This window comes from Njordella aestuarii, assembly GCF_056494165.1.
Genome location: NZ_CM151397.1, coordinates 1,925,632 through 1,943,915 on the forward strand (window position 1 = coordinate 1,925,632; position 18,284 = coordinate 1,943,915).

At 50.4% G+C, this 18,284-nt stretch carries 15 protein-coding genes; 3 read left to right on the forward strand and 12 right to left on the reverse strand.

Going from position 1 to position 18,284, the window contains the following annotated elements; genetic code table 11:
- Position 1: 1 nt before the first annotated feature.
- From SH451x_RS07325 to SH451x_RS07340, 4 genes are all read right to left on the reverse strand, one after another.
- Positions 2 to 3,607, reverse strand: a complete 3,606-nt coding sequence (locus tag SH451x_RS07325) for a M56 family metallopeptidase (RefSeq protein WP_479361792.1) — start codon at positions 3,605 to 3,607, stop codon at positions 2 to 4.
- Positions 3,604 to 3,990 (reverse strand): BlaI/MecI/CopY family transcriptional regulator, encoded by a 387-nt coding sequence (locus SH451x_RS07330; protein ID WP_479361793.1) that lies wholly within the window; start codon positions 3,988 to 3,990, stop codon positions 3,604 to 3,606. The genes SH451x_RS07325 and SH451x_RS07330 overlap by 4 nt, the downstream gene beginning before the upstream one ends.
- A 329-nt stretch (positions 3,991 to 4,319) precedes the next feature.
- Entirely contained in the window at positions 4,320 to 5,222 is a 903-nt protein-coding gene (asd, locus tag SH451x_RS07335; protein ID WP_479361794.1) for an archaetidylserine decarboxylase, read from the reverse strand.
- Positions 5,223 to 5,389: 167 nt separating this feature from the next.
- Positions 5,390 to 6,352: a S1/P1 nuclease gene (locus SH451x_RS07340; protein ID WP_479361795.1), complete on the reverse strand. Its 963-nt coding sequence runs from the start codon at positions 6,350 to 6,352 to the stop codon at positions 5,390 to 5,392.
- 151 nt (positions 6,353 to 6,503) lie between these two features.
- Here SH451x_RS07340 and SH451x_RS07345 point away from each other — a divergent pair, with 151 nt between their 5' ends.
- The gene (locus SH451x_RS07345) at positions 6,504 to 6,887 is read left to right on the forward strand and encodes a VOC family protein (protein WP_479361796.1); all 384 of its coding nucleotides are present in this window, start codon (positions 6,504 to 6,506) and stop codon (positions 6,885 to 6,887) included.
- A gap of 149 nt (positions 6,888 to 7,036) precedes the next feature.
- On the opposite strand, the gene SH451x_RS07350 is transcribed toward SH451x_RS07345, so the two are convergent.
- The 5 genes from SH451x_RS07350 to cmoA form a co-directional block, all read right to left on the reverse strand.
- Positions 7,037 to 8,359, reverse strand: a complete 1,323-nt coding sequence (locus SH451x_RS07350; protein WP_479361797.1) for a dicarboxylate/amino acid:cation symporter — start codon at positions 8,357 to 8,359, stop codon at positions 7,037 to 7,039.
- 211 nt (positions 8,360 to 8,570) lie between these two features.
- Positions 8,571 to 9,572 carry a 4-hydroxythreonine-4-phosphate dehydrogenase PdxA gene (gene pdxA / locus SH451x_RS07355; protein WP_479361798.1) on the reverse strand — a complete coding sequence of 334 codons (1,002 nt, stop codon included), beginning with the start codon at positions 9,570 to 9,572 and terminating at the stop codon, positions 8,571 to 8,573.
- Complete coding sequence (locus tag SH451x_RS07360) at positions 9,569 to 10,519, reverse strand: hypothetical protein (protein ID WP_479361799.1); 951 nt, start codon at positions 10,517 to 10,519, stop codon at positions 9,569 to 9,571. The genes pdxA and SH451x_RS07360 overlap by 4 nt, the downstream gene beginning before the upstream one ends.
- A 3-nt stretch (positions 10,520 to 10,522) precedes the next feature.
- Positions 10,523 to 11,497 carry a tRNA 5-methoxyuridine(34)/uridine 5-oxyacetic acid(34) synthase CmoB gene (cmoB, locus tag SH451x_RS07365; protein ID WP_479361800.1) on the reverse strand — a complete coding sequence of 325 codons (975 nt, stop codon included), beginning with the start codon at positions 11,495 to 11,497 and terminating at the stop codon, positions 10,523 to 10,525.
- Positions 11,494 to 12,249, reverse strand: coding sequence for a carboxy-S-adenosyl-L-methionine synthase CmoA (cmoA, locus tag SH451x_RS07370; protein ID WP_479361801.1), 756 nt, complete (start codon positions 12,247 to 12,249; stop codon positions 11,494 to 11,496). The genes cmoB and cmoA overlap by 4 nt, the downstream gene beginning before the upstream one ends.
- A gap of 375 nt (positions 12,250 to 12,624) precedes the next feature.
- Here cmoA and SH451x_RS07375 point away from each other — a divergent pair, with 375 nt between their 5' ends.
- A complete protein-coding gene (locus tag SH451x_RS07375; protein ID WP_479361802.1) occupies positions 12,625 to 14,043 on the forward strand; it encodes a DUF6298 domain-containing protein in 1,419 nt (472 codons plus the stop codon).
- Between the two features lie 127 nt (positions 14,044 to 14,170).
- Here the strand turns inward: SH451x_RS07375 and SH451x_RS07380 are convergent, their stop codons facing one another.
- Positions 14,171 to 14,398: a hypothetical protein gene (locus SH451x_RS07380; protein ID WP_479361803.1), complete on the reverse strand. Its 228-nt coding sequence runs from the start codon at positions 14,396 to 14,398 to the stop codon at positions 14,171 to 14,173.
- A gap of 627 nt (positions 14,399 to 15,025) precedes the next feature.
- Here SH451x_RS07380 and SH451x_RS07385 point away from each other — a divergent pair.
- Positions 15,026 to 15,451, forward strand: coding sequence for a secondary thiamine-phosphate synthase enzyme YjbQ (locus SH451x_RS07385; protein ID WP_479361804.1), 426 nt, complete (start codon positions 15,026 to 15,028; stop codon positions 15,449 to 15,451).
- 267 nt (positions 15,452 to 15,718) lie between these two features.
- Here the strand turns inward: SH451x_RS07385 and SH451x_RS07390 are convergent, their stop codons facing one another.
- Positions 15,719 to 16,021: a hypothetical protein gene (locus SH451x_RS07390; protein WP_479361805.1), complete on the reverse strand. Its 303-nt coding sequence runs from the start codon at positions 16,019 to 16,021 to the stop codon at positions 15,719 to 15,721.
- 200 nt (positions 16,022 to 16,221) lie between these two features.
- Positions 16,222 to 18,078: a peptidylprolyl isomerase gene (locus SH451x_RS07395; RefSeq protein ID WP_479361806.1), complete on the reverse strand. Its 1,857-nt coding sequence runs from the start codon at positions 18,076 to 18,078 to the stop codon at positions 16,222 to 16,224.
- Positions 18,079 to 18,284: the final 206 nt, after the last annotated feature.

The window sequence follows — 18,284 nt, forward strand, 5'->3', positions numbered from 1 at the left end:
TTTACTCAATGGGGCGAGTCGATTTAGGCTTCAAGATTTTTGGAATTGCAGAAGCTGTGCCGCCTAAAACGATTTCAGTTTGCAATTCACCTGTAGTCGCATATATTTCCGCGTCAACGTTGCGGTGTTCTGGATTGCGAATCTTTATTCGATGCGTGCCAGGACGAACGTGCCGTAAGTAGAATTGTCCGTCAGCATCGGTCTTTATTTGACTTTGTCTTCGATGGTTTATCCAGTTACCTACACTGTTTGATTCGTCCCACTCAATCTCGACACTAAAGCCTTCGAGCGGTTGACGTTCAGCGTCTAAGAGCCTTCCAGCGATCTCGCCTTCGTGCCTTTCAAGTTCGATGTCTTGCATCCAGATGGAGCCATCTGATTGTTCGACGCCAACGATATCGCCAGGGCCAACATTGTCGTTGCCTGGCAGACGCTGTATCAACGTCCGAAATTCATACCCTCCCTCGACGGCCGCTGAATAGATTCCTTCATCATTAGTTACAGCCCAGATTGAATCGCTGCGAGAGTTTGAGATAGATTGGGATTTCGGTTTCAAATCCACGGTCACGAGCACACCTTTGTAAGGTTTGCCATTTAAGCGGATTCGACCCCGAAGCAATTTGGCTTGCTCAAGGCTAACTGAGTGGTGATCAATTCTTGTTTGCTGCAACGGTATTACGGCCATGTAGGCTTTTTCGTTTTCGACATACCGTATATCGACCGTTGCGTGCTCAGAGAGCGACGTCGTCGGAAAGAGCTCGACGTTGCCATTCTGATCCGTTGTTTGGGCATCGGAGACTTTCACGATACGGTTGGATGGAGAGTTGCCATACAGCCGAAAGTCTGGCCCAAACTCGAGATCTTTGAGAACGGCGCGAGCGCCCACTACCGGTGAGCCATCAGGCAGGGTGACACGGAATCGGCGTAAAGCGGCCCGCTGAATTTGAATAGGCGCCAAGTCAAGCGGTTCGCCGTTCCTAAGGTCGATCTCAAAGTTAGGCCAGTGTTCTGCTCGATGGTCGCGCGCGTTGGAAACTTCGACGTCGCTCGGCAAATTGTAGACGAGTTGATCGGAGCATAGCTGTAGCCGATGAATTGCGGGAGGCAAACAAAGATCGAAAACGCCATTGTCATTCGTAGTCGTAGAATATTGCAAGTGAATATCGTTGGTGATTGTCGTGACATCAACTCCTGGGCATGGTTGGCCGAGTTCATCAAGTACAACGCCGTGTACAATGACGCCTTTCTTCAGTTCAAATGCCATGTCAACATCTTCCGACGAAAGCACATCGTTGACGTCGATTTCAAGAAAACTGGATATCAGGTTGCTTTTACCGCCTGCTTTCAGATAGAGCGGTATGTTCGATTGTCCTTGCAAAGTTGTCCGGTGGATTTTCAATGAAAATGCACCGCGACTGTCAGTAAGAGTGCTCATTCGAGGATTCGGGACCGAGACTTCGACATCGCTGACAGATTCTCCCGAACTACTATTGCGGACGATTCCATTGAAATACCTATACGGCTCAAAAGTCAGCCCAAAAGGTGATGATACCGTCTTCAAACCCCGTACCTCGACGTCCTCGAAAACTGGATCGCTGCCGGAACTGACGTATAGATGCTTTGCATAGCTCGTTTCTGTGTCACCGTAAATGTACACGCCAACACCCCGAGGAATGTTTTTGAAAGTGACTTTGCCAGTCGAATCGGATTGTGCAAGAGGATAGAGTTCCCCGTTCCAAAGCTCGCAAGTGGATTCAAATTGGTCTGCTTCTGGAACTTCCAGCGGTACAAAAGAGCCTACTGCAGCAATTGCATTTGGGAGTGGTTCACCGTTTTCCAATTCGCAAGTGCCTTGGATGTCGACTGTTTCATCTAGTTGAAGCGCGATTACTTCTTGTCCGTAAAAGCCTTTGGCCATACCCGGTCGAACTCGCAGCCACTGGATGCCAAATTGCGGGTGTGCCGCAATGACGGAGCCGCGAAAATAATTGATGTTTTTCGGATTTCGCATAGGAGAAGTGACATTCTCAAACGAGAATGTTCCGTCTGCAGAACTGATTGTCCTAGCAATCAGATCACTTTTTCGTTCACCAATTTCGTTGCTCTCGTAATAATAACGTGACCTTCCAGGCACTCGCTCTGGAAGTATTGCTTCCTGTAACAACACGACGGCGTCCGCGACTGGTTCGCCTGAACTTGACAGGACGATCCCTTCTATATTCAAACGATGATCGCTTCCAGTCGGTGCTCTCGGCGTCACTTGTGCGTTCAGTATCCGATACATGAGGTCATTGTCGTTCGGTCCGATGACTGGAGCAGCCTCAGCAGCAAGGCTGCGTACTTCTTCATTCGGCTCTATAACGGCTTTAGATTCCTTTGAACGCGCATCTTCGATGTCGGACTGCGCATTTGCTAGTTGCAGGCGAATGCCAGGCAAAGCGATCACGAGTAGCATAAGAAGCAATAGCCGAATGAAGGAAGTTTGCCGAGGTGCAATGGGGCTGATCGAAAGTACCAACTCGACACGTTGCCGCAAGTCGGAGTAGGCGGACATCGACACTGCTGTAGGATCTAGCAAGCGTGAAGTTGATGACGCAAAACGATTCAAGACCGAAACAACTCCCGTAACGTACCGCGATGGGTTCATTCCCGAATAGACGACCGCTTCATCGGTAGCCATCTCGCGTAGACGGAACAGATAGGTCTTAAAACACCAAGCTAATGGATTCGGCCAGTACACGGAACAGAATAGAGCAGCAAGCAAATTCCACATAGCATCGCGGTGTTTAACATGCACCAGTTCGTGGGTTAATACTGCGGTTTGTTCATCGAATGTCCACTCATGCATATCCCGTGGTACGACGATGGTCGGCTCGAAAACTCCGCATGCGTAGGGAGTCGAATTCGTAGTTCCCAGCAGAATACGCGGGGGCCGTTTCAAGCCAAGTCCGTGCGCGATTGATCCCGCACGCAAACGCAATGCAGTGTTGGGTTCTAAAAGACACCGTCGAATTTGCCGCGATTTCCAGCAATTTCTGGTCAATTGACCGATTGATACAACGACGCCACAGCCGTAGATAGCTGCACAAAGGTGCCAGAAACTCCAGTTTCGAACATCCTTCGCATTTATAGTTTTCAACGGAAGGGAAGACAACCTCGATGGAACGACAGCAGTTTCCTGACTATCGGTTGCATCGGAGATGTCGCGATACGAACTGGTCAAATCACCCTTTGCAATTTGAGCAATGTTCCACGAAGCATCAGAACCGCTTATAGGTAACGATGCTCGCGAAGCGTCGATCGTCGCTACTTCAATAGGCTTGTCAGGAAGTACGACAACTTCTGCTGTAGTTGAATGCACAACGCCAGGCGATACCGGAACTGGGAATCGTGAAGAAATAATGCCCAGCGGCAACAACGCAAGCGAGCAAACTAATGCCATACGAAGTAATAGATACCGCTGGCTCGCATTGAGCCAAGGCAGGAGTTTCGCAAGAGCGATTGCAGTTGCCAGCAGCAGCGTGGCTTGGCAAAAAGTGAAGACGCCAAAATTGGTAGACTGTTGTAGTTGCATCCAATACAAAATGGCCTGTGTCATAACGCTCATTGGTTCTTCTCCACATGATTTTTATGTTGCTCGATGACTTTTTGCAGCCGCTCGAGTTCCGCCACCGTCAACTTTGTCTTCGGGTCAGCCAAATGGCTTGCGAGCGCATCTTCAACTGAACCGCTAAAGAACGTCCGGAGAACGCGATTCAGAGCGGACTTAGCCGCTTTGGCATGCGGGACCGAAGGCCTATAGATATATTGGCGGCCTTCTTCGCGATGGCTCACCATTTTCTTCTCTTCTAAAATACGCAGGATGGTGCGAACGGTAGCATTTGCCAAATCATCCGGCATGTTAGCGACGACATCGTTCGCCGTCGCTTCCCCTAACCGATAGATGATATCAAGAATTTGTCGCTCACGTTTTGAAAGCTCTTGCTTCACTTCGAACTCCTACGCAACTTCCTATGAAACTCGACGGTTAAAAAATTAACGGAACGGTGGTTGGATTGCAATACGCAATGTTAAATTTTTAGCAATATCTGATCCGACGCAAGAATGCCTCGAAAAAGATCGTTCAGAACTACGGCGTGCATTAGGAAGTTGCAATTTAGCAGACCAATGCCCGCGAAAAGCGAGAAAAAAGAAGTCAAAAACAGCGTCGAGATCAACTGAAGCAGCCGAGGGGCATGCTCAAAATCCATGAGATGATTGGCGGCGAAACTGTAGACGCATGGCCCATTTGAAGTTCGACATAGATTACCTCCGGGGCTCTATTTTCTGTCCAGCACTGTTGCCATTCGGTCTCCGATGCGGGCGTAGACTTCGCGATGTTGAAGCGAGTTTTTAATTAAATCATGGTCGAACTGTATGCGATCGGGTTCGAAGATGGTGATTGTTGATGATCCACCAAATCGGAAATATCCTTTCTCAGCGCCTTTGTTCACCATTACGTCAGGCGCAAACGTCTGTTCGATACTACCAACACACGTCGCGCCAACTTCAATCAATAACACCTTCCCAAACGCTTCCGTTTGAAGCTCCGTGATGCATCGCTTGTTGGTTGAAAGGATGCGAATGTTTTGCCGTAATGCGATAGGGTTCACCGAGTACAGTGGACCCTTGATCGGGCGTGTTCGGCCTGGGATTCCACTCATAGGAAAATGGAAACGATGATAGTCGACCGGGCAAAGTCGCGATAACAAAAGACTGCCACTAGCATAGCGATCGGCAAGTTCGCGGTCATCCAGCAGTTCCGCGAGACTGAACATCATCCCCTTCACAAACAACCCGTCCGTCGAGGACAGATCTGGAATGCATAGGTGCCGACCATCGGCCGGAAAAACAGCAACGGACGGATCAGGATCGACTGGACGTGCTTCAGGTTTCAACTTACGGTAAAAGAACTCGTTGAAGTTGGCAAAATCACGGACGTCCAACACAAACTCGGAAGCATTGAGATTGTAATGTTCGATGAAAGGGGCAATCTTTGCCGCTGACGCTCGCTTGTCCATTCGCCAGCCGTACCACTTGGAGAAGATAGCTCGCTTAACCAACAAGCTCAAGGATAATCGTCCGGCCGCTGTTCCGTAGGTCCAACGCAGAGCTTGATCGCCGTAGACTTTCTCCGTCTGGACGCTCTGACTGTAGCGGTCGAAAAAGAGAATCTCATCCATAAACGGTGCTGTCGATCAAGGTGCGGGTGTCCAATCAATGCTCCACGGGTGAGGTGGTAACTGCAGACTGAATTTTAGCCAATCTCGCGAATTGGACCACTGTGGATCGAGGTTTATGGATTGTCCCTTGAGCGGAGTCGAATACGCTCGCGGAGACTGTTAAACGATTAGAGGCTTTTTTCCAAGAGGTCGGCGAGTCTCGCGGCGGCCTCCACTGCTCGCACCTGAGCGATACGACCGGCCTGTTGACCATATTCATCCGAAATGCGAAGCTTCGGTAGCCGGGTTTTCCTCGATTCTATCGCAGCACGAACCGCCTGTTGAACTTCGCCGACGTACAAATACTGCTGTGCAACGGAACGGCTTTCCGCTAACCAAACTTTGGGATCGAGCTGCTGCGTGGCAAGCTTGCCGCGTTCAACAATTGCTTTATCATTGGTCAACTCATATAAGCGCCGGTTCACGTCGCCTCGTTCGTAGTCATTGCCCAGCAGTTGGTCCCAAAGGCCGTGCAACCGCAGGTCGCCGATCTCAATACGGTTCGCTCCACGGTCTCCATCTGGATCAGTGAAGACGGACTCCGCATACAGGCTGCCCGAGTGACAGGGAAGATGCAAGTCACCGATCAAGTGAACGACCCAACAGAGCGCTATCGCTCGTTCCGCATCCGATTTGCTCTGGTCCTTTAGTGTGTTAGTGCAGAGCTCGAGCGCTTGAAGCACATACAACTCCTGGGTTTCCATCGTTGCATCCGCGGGCAACTCCAAAGGGTCTGCAGGCACCTCGATCTTGGAAACGTCGCCCATCGTCATCGCAGCTCCCAGTTGGTAGTGCCACGTTGGACGGTCGTACTCCTCCTGGCTGCGAGCGACATCGGGCCAATAGCCAACGCGACCAATCTGCCACTTGCGTCGCTCGATGCCTTTGGGAAGCTCTTCAGGAACCGCAAAATCTTCTGCAAATCGTGGATGTGCTTCCATGATTCGCTCAAAGACAGCCTTTTGTTCTGCTGATAACGAGCGATGGGCCAAGATCGTAATGATCGCATGTCCAGATTCTGCCCATCCAAATACATTGGTACATGAAACTAGTAGAAATGCGATTGCAAGGCCGTGGCTAAGCGACTTCATAGACAGATTTTCCTGATAGGATGGTGTTGTTCACCTATAGTTGTGATTGCATCAAGCGAGCTTCACAAGCTCAAGCCGCCAAAACTAATCTTTTTTCACCAAAGCTTTTTCGATTTATTCTGGATAAACTCCGATTCGTAGGATGCCCGTTATGTCGTTCAAGCCTGATGGCTACAATTCTGTTTCGCCTTATCTAGTTGTTGACGACGCACAGCACACCCTAGAGTTCGCAAAAGAAGTTTTAGCAGCTGTCATCCTCGCTAAAATTGCAGATGAAAATGGTCGCGTCATGCACTGCGAGTTTCGGATCGATGATACCGTTGTCATGCTAGGCGAATCGGCCGAAAATTGGCCAGCGATCGTTGCTCATTTGCATGTCTATGTGCCCGATGTTGACGCCGTCTACGAACACGCCATCGCATATGGAGCGAAAAGTATTCAGGCTCCGGTGCAGAAAGACGATGCTGACAAACGATGCGGCGTTAAAGATGCAAACGGAATCCATTGGTGGCTCGCAACACGTATCCAGCCGTGAGTTAGCGTCCATTGTAGGTAGCACTAAGGAATTGTCCCGAACCAGTTACCAATTTTAGCGGAACGGCGCAATCCGTCCGGTGTCACGGAACCGGAGCGCTCGCGTCCTACCGCTACAATTGATTTGCGTAAGTTACCTCAGGTCAATCTCTATGGTGCATCATCTTTGAATTCGTGCGGTAAGATATGCGTATGCTCGTGCCCTGCGAGTTCTTCGGCCGTTTGCTTGGTCTTGCCATCCAGCATTAAGCTCACGTTGACGTCACCAAGCACGTTAATCGTCGTACGGCAGCGGTCCAAGAACCAATCGACGGCCAGCAGCATACCGATTTTTTCCAAAGGCAGTCCAACCGCTGTGAATACGACCGTCATGGTGACCAGGCCTGCTTCGGGAATTCCAGCCGCTCCGACGGATGCAATGATTGACGTAAGTACAACAATCAACTGCTCGTACGTAGATAAATCTTTTCCAACCAACTGCGCGACAAACAATGCGGCGGTGGCTTCATAAAGCGCAGTGCCGTCGTTGTTAAAGTTCGCGCCAACGAGTCCTCCGAGGCTGGCCGATTGCTCACGCACTCCGACTTTGTCTTTCAAGCACGCGTAGGTTACCGGCATAGTCGCTGTCGAACTATCGGTGGAAAACGCCATGAACAGAGCGTCTCGCATTCCTCGTAAGACATATAACGGACTTGCCCACGAGAACAGCTTGATACGCGTCAGATACCAAACGGATTGCAGTAGCAACGCAACCAAGACTGTAATGATGAAGCCGCCGAGATTGATGAGCGGCTTAAAGCCCTCTTCGCCGATGACGCTGGCAACAATCGCAAACACACCAAGTGGTACAACATCAATGATCCAATGCAGGACTGTAACCAGCGCCTCGTAGACGACTTCAACAATCGATCGTGCTAGAGCAAGGTCTTTCGATCGCCGCAAGGCAATTCCGAATGCGACGGCCAATATGATGACGCCAATCACATTCGCTTGGTCGCCAAAGGGACCAATGACGCTTCGTGGAATATTGTTTACCAGAAGCTCGGCTGGCGTGGTCGCCTTTTTGGCTATTTCGGCTGGATCGCCCTGTTCAGCCTCGCTGGCAGCAACTGCCGCGGCGGCACTGTTCCACTTGCCTGGCTGAATTAAATTCGCAACAGTCAGGCCGATTAAGATTGCCACCACTGTGTTTAGCGTTAGCAGGAAGAAGAGCCGCCCTGCTTTCTTGCCTGGGATATGCGAAGTCATCAGCACGTGAATGACCGCGATGAAGATCAGCGGCGGAGCGAGTGCACCAAGGAGTCGCAAAATAATCTGGCTGAAGACTTTCAGCCAAACAGCATTTTCCTGAAATACAACGCCGACAATAACTCCAAATATCAACGCAATCAAGATCCGCAGATAGAGCGGTGTTTGGTGATAATAATCGTACCAACTCTTGGCTGGGCGAGGCGGCGTTGTTGAATCAGACATGCATACTCCTTTTAATCAACCATCGCACGGAAACGATACTGCGTGGCCAAAATTTAGCAGAAGATGACCGTTGCGACTGCATCAAGTTGCCAACAAATCCCAAAACTTCAGGCACTTCGCTGTCTTTCTTGTCAGACGAGCTATTCAGTACGATGTGAACCGCGTTTGGTGCGGAATGAGGTTGATTGGATTTTCAGCCGATCGGAGCGACCTAACGTGACTTGGATGCGAGCAGCGCCGCGACTTTGATCGCCTCAAACATACTGCTAGGATTGGCGCGTCCCTGCCAAGCGATGTCGCAGGCAGTTCCGTGATCGACGCTGGTGCGAATGATCGATAATCCTAACGTTGTATTTACCGCGGAGTCAAATGCTAGGGCTTTAACTGGGATGTGACCTTGGTCATGGTACATGCAAATGAACGCGTCGGTCGTTTCGCGTTTCCATGGCAAGAACGCAGTGTCAGGTGGCAACGGACCTTCGATCTGAATGCCTCGCAACCGAGCTGCCTCGATGGCGGGGACAATGACGCGTTCTTCTTCACGATCCCCAAAAAGTCCATGTTCTCCCGCGTGAGGATTCAAGCCGCAGACGACGATTTTAGGCTCGCGATTCCGCAGCCGTCGTAGAGCTTCCACGGTCAAATCGATCACGTCGCTGATGCGCTGCGTGGTCATGAGCTTCGGAACATCGGCATAACCACAATGCGTCGTTACAAAAGAACAAGTTATTGCAGTCGAGTATTGCATCATGCAAGATCGCTCGGCGTTGCAGCGATCTGCAAACATTTCTGTGTGGCCAGGGTAGTAATGACCGGCTGCATGGATGGCTTCTTTGTTGATTGGTGCGGTGGTGACAGCGTCAACGTGCCCCGCCAACGAGGCATCAATAGCACGTTGGATATACTGATAACTCGCTTCACCCGTTGCGGCACTAACCTTCGTAGGCTCGAAGTCTTCCAGCCGGATCGTTTGAATATCGACAATTGCGGCTGTTGCAAACTTTTCATTCACTAGTTGTTCAAGCGATATGACGGGCGCGTTCAATGGCTTGTGCAAATTTTCAGCGCAAGCCTTCAGTACGCCGTGCGTGCCGAAAATAAGCGGACGGCAAATAGATCGGAGCGATTCGTTGGCAAGCAGTGCAAGGCAGACTTCCGGGCCCACTCCAGACGGGTCGCCCATAGTCACAGCAATTTTTGGTAGTTGATTCATCTCGGACGTTCTGAAAAGGCAAAATGGTAACCAAAGTATCGTACCAGTAGTGCAGTCAGAAGAACTAGAGTGCTGGAGAAAATTGAGTAGAGAGTAACGTCGCGACCTTCTCCAAACCGGTCGGCCGGCGATGATAGCTCGTGCATAAGCCCTAGCGAATTCGTCCAATAGTCGAGCAGAAGTGGTTTCAATTCGCGTTCCAGGTCGGCTAAACCGATTGCGATGCATTGAAGAAGCACACCTGCGACTACAATTCGCGTTGTCGATAGTTTGCTTCCGTGCAACATCATCGCGACAACCAGCCATGCAACGAACGTGCGCAGCGCACTTGCAATTCCAGTGTAAGCCGTTTGCGCGAAATTCACTTCCATTGCAACGTCGCCATTGGCAGCGAGGAATGGGAGGTTCTGCCAAGCGAAATGGACTGTTGCGATCAGAGTTATTATTAGCAGCATGTCAAGAATCGAAAAGCGCATCGCAAGCATCCTCCAACTCCACGCTGACTCCGAAGTCGACTCGTGAACAATAGCGACATTCTGTACACGCGTCGCTAAAATCAGCAAAATGGCCCCAACGCTCAAAAACATAGACCGATGCACGGCTAGGTTTAGAACGATTGGCTGATAGAAACTTGTATCAAACGCTCGGCCGTCAAACATTGAAACCAATGTCCAAGCAACAAAATCGCTAACGACAACGATGCTCAGCAAGACCAGGCGTTGTATCGACATCGGTCGACGCCAGATGGCCCACAGCAAAGCGAAAGAAACGATATGAAAATAGAGAATGGAAGCGAGTTGGCGCGGTATGCTGCTTATCATCTCGCGAGATTCAAACGCTCGAGCAATCCCCAAAATGAAAGTTGCGATTGCAAGTACCAAAAGTATTGGCGGCAGACGTTGGTTTAGGTAAGAAAGCAGTTGTCTGCCAGAACTAGTGCTACTCACACATCAACCTCTGTCAGCAATTACAATAGCCCGCACTGGAGCTGGGTAGCCTTCGATCGTTTTGCTCGCGTCCGCCGGATCCAGGAAACTGCTTAATGATTCGTATGTCATCCACGGAGTACTGCGTTGCTCTTCGATCGTAGTGGCACTGACATCGATCACTTGAATGTTTCGAAATCCAGTGCGTTCTAACCAGCGTACCATCATCGGAATCGAAGGTATGAACCACACGTTTCGCATTTTGGCATAACGATCTTCGGGGACCAACGCCGAAGCCTGAGAGTCTTCCACGATCAGTGTTTCGAGGACAAGCTTTCCGCCTGGGGCCAGCGTACCATGCAGCGTTCGCAGGTGATCAATCGGACTGGTCCGATGGTAGAGGACGCCCATGGAAAAAGTAACATCAAACGCGTGACTCTTGTCAGGAAGATCGGTGTCAGCCAAAGGGACGACGAAATGACGCTCGGCGCCGGGGTAGTATTTTCGAAAGACTTCGAACTGCATGTTATAAAGGACAAGCGGGTCGCAGCCTAACACGAAAGTGGCTCCAGCAGCGAGCATACGCCAACCGTAATAGCCGTTGCCCGCTCCCACATCTAAAATTCGCTTGCCAGCAAGTTGAACAGCGTCGCAAATGCGAGACCACTTCCAATCCGATCTCCATTCCGTGTCGATGTTAAGTCCGAAGAGCTCAAAGGGACCCTTTCGCCAGGGGTGGAAATTCATCAGGGTCTTCTTAAGCTCATCGAGTTGATCGGTTCTCAAGCTACCGGCGACTTTTACACCGTTCGGCATATCGACAAACTGTGCGTCGGGAACGTCGGGCAGTTTGGACCAGGCGTCGATCCATTGTGGCAGCAGGCCGTGATGCGCTGCCGTAAAACGTTGCTCTGATATCGATTGAATTTGCGTTACCCATTCGGACAGCTCAAATTCGCGCAATAGTTTGTAAAGTGGTTCTCGATCCAGTGGCTTCATTTCGGCGACTCTGCTTTCACGGCCAGGATCGAAGCGAAATTGAAGCATTGGAACCATGGTGCGACGATCGAAAATCCGACAGATTCGAGGCGGCTGACATGCGTGCTTAGAGTTTCTGGCACCATTCGATTTTCAAGTGCCGTTCGCTTTTGGGCAATTTCAAGTTCGCTGTAACCATGAGCTCGTTTAAAATCATGATGCAAGTCGGTCAAGAGCGTTTGTTGCCCAGGCTCTTCAAAACAGATCTTTTCGGAGAGCAACAAAGCTCCGCCTGGATTCAAGCCTTGGAAGATGGCACACAACAAATCCGTGCGCTCACTGCCCGGGATAAACTGCAGCGTCCAGTTGAGTACGACGAAGGAAGCGTTGGTAATCTTTGCATGCTGGATATCAGCTTGGTAGGCTACGATTGGGCAGCGGTCATGATCACGGTTATCCTTCGCCGTTTGGTTCAGTGATTCTTGTAGCTTTTCGAGCATCGCAGCCGAATTGTCGATCGCATGGATCGTTGCCGACGCGGGGGCATGATGCTGCATTAAAAACGATGCGGTACCGAGCGAGCATCCGAGGTCATAAACATTGGAATGCGTTTGGATAAAGCGAGCGGCGAGTTGTTCGGTCATCGACATGATCGAAGCATAGCCGGGCACGGACCTGGCGATCATATCTGGGAAGACTTCGGCAACTGTACTGTCGAATGTAAAATCGCCAACGTGCTGCCGCGGTAGCGAATAGATTTGATCCCGAGCCATTGAACGCCTGTTTGTGGAAAACGAAAACTGCCAACCGCACAGTCTAAGCTGATATGCAAATTTTTCCCAGGCATTCCGGAGTATTGCGTAGCTTCGTTCGCAACCTCTCCCGTAGCTGCGTTCGCCAAGAACGCGGGTGAAGTTGAGTGCGTTTCCTCAGGCGATTGAGCTATCTGAACTGGCTTCGTTTCCTGAACAGGGTGCCACTGCTGGCATGTCCAGCAGTGCTCGTGGCGTAAAAGCAAAACTATCCAATACGCAACCGGCTTCTTGGCGAAGCCAGCTACGATGAGAACCGGACACCAACAAGGATCACATCAAACGTTATAATGCTGGACTCGGTTCATCTCCCTCGAGCGATTCGGAAAAACGAAAATGAGCAAATGCTTTGCCAAATCAATTTTGCTATTTGCCTTTGTGTTCACCACAAGTGTGCCTGCGTTTGGCGAATCGCCAGGGCTCGTCCCTTGGAATAACAATCCGTGGTATTGGAGCTTCAACGGTGAACCAATCCTCCTGTTGGGTGGCAGCGACGATGACAATCTCTTCCAATGGTCGGAAGCTGACCTTTTTCAACAACTAGATCGATTGAAAAAAGCAGGTGGAAATGTAATCCGTAACACTATGAGCGACCGGAAAGATTTGGGTTTCGAAGTTTACGCATTTCGGAAATTAGATTCAGGCAAATACGACCTTAACGAGTGGAACGACGAATACTGGAAGCGGTTCGAACGCATGTTGAACGAAACGGCCAAGCGTCAGATATTTGTACAGATCGAAGTTTGGGATCGGTTCGACTACGTTGATCAAGGTGGCAATAAACGTTGGGCGATTCATCCATACAATCCGGCCAATAACGTAAACTACACCTTCGAAGAGTCAGGTTTTGCGCCGGAGTATCTTGACCACCCTGCCGCAAACAAACAACCATTTTTCTTTACTACTCCCGAGCAAAAGAACAATCAGGTTGTCCTACAGTTTCAGCAACGGTTCGTTTCTCGAATGCTCGAAGCGTCGCTCAAGTACTCGCATGTGTTATATTGTATCGACAATGAAACTAGCGGAGATGTAAGATGGAGTCGTTACTGGGCCGAGTTCATTCGAACTCGTGCGGCCGAAAAAGGTACGGCTGTGATGCTGACAGAAATGTGGGACGATTGGGATCTAAAAAGTGAGCAACACAAGCAGACTTTCGATCATCCCGATTTATTCGGATTCGTGGATGTATCGCAGAACAATCACAACCAAGGTGACAAGCATTGGGATAATTTTTTGTCCGTTCGGCGGTACCTGTCTTCGCAGCCGCGCCCGATGAATACGACCAAGACGTACGGTGCTGACGGAAACAAATTTGGGCACACCGATCAAGACGGAGTAGAACGTTTTTGGCGGCATCTTTTGGCTGGGGCGGCGTCGATGCGATTTCACCGTCCTGATTCAGGGCTTGGTTTGAACGATCGAGCTGTGGCGTGTATCCGATCCGCTCGGGAACTTGAAAAACGAATTCCGCTGTGGACGGTGTCGCCCGCTATGGAACTTTTTTCAGACCGCGAACCTAATGAAGCGTACTTGGCCGCCGACGCAGGTGTTGCTTACGCGCTCTATCTACCCGCGGGAGGCTCTGTCACGATCGACCTTTCTGCCGCAAACAGCCAGCTTGCGGGACAATGGATCGACATCGATAGCGGCAAAACTGCGGACCTTATTTCGCTTGAACCGCGGAAGGACACAGTTGTGGCTGCGCCTTCGCAAGGTAATTGGGCGCTGGCGATTACCGTTGGGCCGGTGGAGTGAACCATCTATTAAAGCCTTATGAGCTTCCCTTGCCCGTTGCTCCCGCCGTATGGAAATCGGCACGGCGCATGAAAAAAGCCCTGTCGGAACAGGGCTTTTAATTTGCATTCGGCGAGGAGCAATACGCTTATTCGCGTGGTCGGATTGCACCGGTCAGACCGCTGTAATCGACGCGGTCATCACCGTGCCACAAAGGTTGTCCACGCTCGACGCGACGACGGAGAACGTCGATCTTTTCAGGCGAACCAGCGGGGGCGTCGGTCGGCATGAACTGCTCGTCTTCAAGCGGGATGAAGTCTTCGTCGTGACCATATTTCAGGATCGCTTCGAAAACGTTCTTACAAATATTTGCCATTCTATAATTACTCCTAACGAATGTTGTGCGTGTCACTTATCGTGACGAATTGTCAGTGGGTTTGGTTCAGTTGAAACGCTGCTTTTGTGCAGCGAGTTTTAGTGTGTTCTGTGTTCGGACCGCGGCGTTTTGTGCTAAGTGCGGTTAGGCGACAAAGCTTAGTTCACGGAATCGATTTGGTAGGATTATTCGCGGATGAGAACCAATGTCAAGAAAATTCCATGAAGCTTAGGACGTCCAAGACGTAATAGAGGTCACGGGAGGGGTTTACAACCGTCGCGTTCAATCAGCTAAACTGTCCCTGTTGTTCCGGTGGCGACTATTGCGCCCTACAGCTTAGCTCAGAGTCAAGCTTCAACGTTGCGGAAAGTACGTGTACTCAGTATTCCTAAGCTGGCAGTTTAGGGGGCCTTTCCTTCCATATAACCGCGAATCCTTTTCCGTTAGGGAATCGCAGATTCCGCTAAGCACGCCCGGTGTTCGATTTGCTAGCAACCCGTACAGTTTGGTATTTCAACCTTTAGAGCGTTGCGAAAAAATTTGCGATTTATTTTGACGTGCTGTCAGACAGTTTACCAAGTGTACAGCACTACATCTTCCATTTTCCCTTCAGCACATTGAACATCTATGAACTGGCTTCAAAAAACCATTCGCCTCAAGCCATACGCGCGTGGCTGTCATTTAGTGACCAATTCCATTTTGTCGGAACTCGATGAACTGCGAAACATGCGGGTGGGGATGCTGAACCTATTCTTGCAGCATACATCGGCAGCGTTATCGGTCAACGAGAATGCTGATCCCGACGTACGCGTCGATATGGAGACGATGCTCAATTCGATCGTCCCGGAAGGTCAGAAACTTCTGCACACGATCGAAGGCCCCGACGACATGCCCGCGCATGTTAAATCGTCTTTGTTTGGTTGCTCGCTGAGTATCCCGATTAGCGATGGACGGCTCGCACTGGGTACGTGGCAAGGCATCTACTTATGCGAGTTTCGCAACCGCGGCGGAACTCGGTCGATCGTGGCCACGGCCTTTGGTGAATCTAGCTAGTAGACGGCGGTGCTATTGATACCTCTTCCCGGAGCTGCGTTCGCCAAGAACGCGGGTGAAGCTGGGTGAAATTCCTGAAGAAGGCGAGCTTGCTTAAACGGGTGTCACTGCTGGTTTCCTGAAAACGGGTGCCACTGCTGGCTTGCCCAGCAGTGCTCGTGGCGAAACGGCAAAGCTCTCCCAACACATCCCCGGCTTCTAGGGGAAGCCAGTTACGATGCGCTTGGTCGATGCGTTTGAACAATGCGTTTGTTCGATGCGATACAACTACGCAACAGTCTCAAGCTGCATTGGCATGAGCACTTCGCAAGCCGGTACTAACGTAACGTCACTGCAGCGATCAAAGTAGAATTGTCGTGGTTCTTCGCGGCAAAGGCACAGTCCCAAGAACCGATCTTGACCGCATACCCGAATAGGGCTGACAACACGAATCGTCCGCACTCCAACTTTGTCCACGTACGCGAACTTTACGACCCATTGATCGCTGTCTAGCATCGCCCGGCGGAGCGTTTGCATCAACTGCCGTCGCTCTTGAACGGTCAATTTTAGATTTGAATCGCTGATATCCATTTTGCTTTCCCTTTCATGTCTGACGCGTGATTGTCAGAATCATTATCGAAAGGTCGGTGACACGTCTGGTCACCCTGCAAAAAACAGTTCAGCTTTCATCAAGACCGCAAACCGAATGGTGCAGCATGCCAGAAGGCATTGGCGCAGCAAAAAAGCTACGTCAAAAACGTAGCTTTTCGCAATATTCTAACGCCGTTGGACTAACGAGGGATATTTAGCTGTTGAAGTGAAGCTTTAGTGGCAGCAGCGCCCAGTTGAGCTTTGGGGACCAAGAAATTGTCGATCGACGCAGAAGCAACCAAATGGTTCATATGCTGGTTCATCGCCACACGCATATTGCTTTCAAGAATATCCTTCCGCAATTCATTTTCGACGCGAGCAGGATCCGTAACAACAGGTTGAGTCCGACCTTGGCCTTTGAGTATAATGTATTGTCCGTTGACTTCAACGATTCCCGACAACTCGCCGACTTGCAGTTTGAACGCGGCCTGTTCCAAGGTCGACTGACCACTTTCCCGACGGATAGGCGGGATCTTACCAAGGTTGCTACGCGACGTCGGTTCGACGCTGTATTGAGCGGCCAGTTCACCAAAGAACTGTTCCGTCGGGTTATCGCGAGCAAGCTGCCATACTTCTTGAGCGGTACGTTGATTGGAGCAGACGATCGCCAGGACTTCAGCACGAGGACCGTAGTCGCGTTCATAGCCGGCCTTCAGATCTTCTTCCGTAACCGTTACTTTGTCAGCAACTAGTTTTTTAAGAGCCACACTGGGCCAAACGGCGTCTTGAAGGTACGTTTCCTGCGTTACGCTTGTTTCCGCCATCACTTTGGTCAACCAAGTGTTAACGTCGGGCTCACCCTTCTCGGTAAGGAATCCGTAGTAGTCTGCAGCTCGAGCGACTTCTGCCATCAAATCTTCGTTGGTCACATTGACTTTGTTGGTAGTGAGCGCTTCAAGAAGGATACGTCGATTAATCTCGACTTCGAGTACTGAAGGCCCAAATCGTTTGATACATTCATCTTCCAGCACCTTCAGTGGAATTGGCTGGCCGTTCAAGATCGCAGCAACACCAGGATATTGGGCTGACAGTGCGGAGTCATTGAAAACGATACGAACATTCGCTTGTTCGCGAAGATTGCCAAACATGCTGTCGGCAATCTCGCGCAGTTGTAGATCTTCAAGTTCGCTACGGATCTGAGCTTCATGGTATTGCATTTGATCTTGGGTCAAGATCGAAGCTTCAATAAATCGCACGCACTGCAGCATGACAGTCATGTCGCCGATTGTGAATTGATCTGATACTTGGTTTGGCTTGAGTGCAAACGCAACCTTCTCGAGCGTATCATTGGAGTCCGTATTGCGGATGGGGGGCAACAGGCCTTCGACGCTGGCGCTCGCTGGATCTTCCGAATGTTGTTTAGCGAGTGCTTTAAAAGATTCAGGGTTCGCGATCGCTTGTTTGTGGATGTCGGCAGCTTTATTTTTATCTTTGACGACGATCATCCGCACCTGAACTTTACGGCCGAACTGACTTTCAATTTCCCGCGTAATCTGGTTTGGGTCAACGGTGACTTTGTCGCGGGCAAGTTGGCGTAACGCCAACATAGGCCAGACGATGTCGGCCGAGTATTGCTCCGGCGTAATGTCGCGTTCTTCTGCGATTAGTTTCAGGTACATGTTCGGCGAGAGTTTGAATTTTCCGGCGATCCGAGAAATTTCATCGTCGACATCTTTTTGGCTGATCCGGATATTTTGGGATTGGCAAGCTTGCAGGATCAGGTGTTTATTGACAATGTTATCGATGACTTGCGCGCCGTAGCGTGGAAGACAAAGAGCCGCCAGTTCATCTCGGGTGATGGGGGAACCATTGATGGTTGCGACGGGTAATTCCGCGGCGTTTTCTTGCTCAGCGACATTTGTTGGCAAGGCAGCGCGCTGCGATGAAACAGGTTTAGCCTGAACCTTTCCTTGCGCATGGACTTGCGAAGGGTAACATGTGTAACCGCCAATAGTTGCGGCGATCGCGAGTGACAGCAGAATTCGTTTGCAACGCATCTCTTCGGTTCCTCCGTAAACCATTTGAGCCAAGGGTGGGCGATTGCCCGACTAACAAACCTGAGTCGCATCCAGCCGACTCAACTAGAAAGCAAACGAACTTTCGTCTGGTTTCATTGGTTGCGTAAGTGCTTGGTTAAATCTACAAGCCGGTAAGCGGGGGAGTTTAGCGCAAGTGGGCAGTCCAGATCAAGATCGATTTTTCA

Bases quoted from the DNA above. Each gene is read 5' to 3' on its own strand.
- SH451x_RS07325 (WP_479361792.1), bottom strand. From the start codon at position 3,607: ATGAGCGTTATGACACAGGCCATTTTGTATTGGATGCAACTACAACAG.
- asd (WP_479361794.1), bottom strand. From the start codon at position 5,222: ATGGATGAGATTCTCTTTTTCGACCGCTACAGTCAGAGCGTCCAGACG.
- SH451x_RS07340 (WP_479361795.1), bottom strand. From the start codon at position 6,352: ATGAAGTCGCTTAGCCACGGCCTTGCAATCGCATTTCTACTAGTTTCA.
- SH451x_RS07345 (WP_479361796.1), top strand. From the start codon at position 6,504: ATGTCGTTCAAGCCTGATGGCTACAATTCTGTTTCGCCTTATCTAGTT.
- SH451x_RS07350 (WP_479361797.1), bottom strand. From the start codon at position 8,359: ATGTCTGATTCAACAACGCCGCCTCGCCCAGCCAAGAGTTGGTACGAT.
- pdxA (WP_479361798.1), bottom strand. From the start codon at position 9,572: ATGAATCAACTACCAAAAATTGCTGTGACTATGGGCGACCCGTCTGGA.
- cmoB (WP_479361800.1), bottom strand. From the start codon at position 11,497: ATGAAGCCACTGGATCGAGAACCACTTTACAAACTATTGCGCGAATTT.
- cmoA (WP_479361801.1), bottom strand. From the start codon at position 12,249: ATGGCTCGGGATCAAATCTATTCGCTACCGCGGCAGCACGTTGGCGAT.
- SH451x_RS07375 (WP_479361802.1), top strand. From the start codon at position 12,625: ATGAGCAAATGCTTTGCCAAATCAATTTTGCTATTTGCCTTTGTGTTC.
- SH451x_RS07380 (WP_479361803.1), bottom strand. From the start codon at position 14,398: ATGGCAAATATTTGTAAGAACGTTTTCGAAGCGATCCTGAAATATGGT.
- SH451x_RS07385 (WP_479361804.1), top strand. From the start codon at position 15,026: ATGAACTGGCTTCAAAAAACCATTCGCCTCAAGCCATACGCGCGTGGC.
- SH451x_RS07390 (WP_479361805.1), bottom strand. From the start codon at position 16,021: ATGGATATCAGCGATTCAAATCTAAAATTGACCGTTCAAGAGCGACGG.
- SH451x_RS07395 (WP_479361806.1), bottom strand. From the start codon at position 18,078: ATGCGTTGCAAACGAATTCTGCTGTCACTCGCGATCGCCGCAACTATT.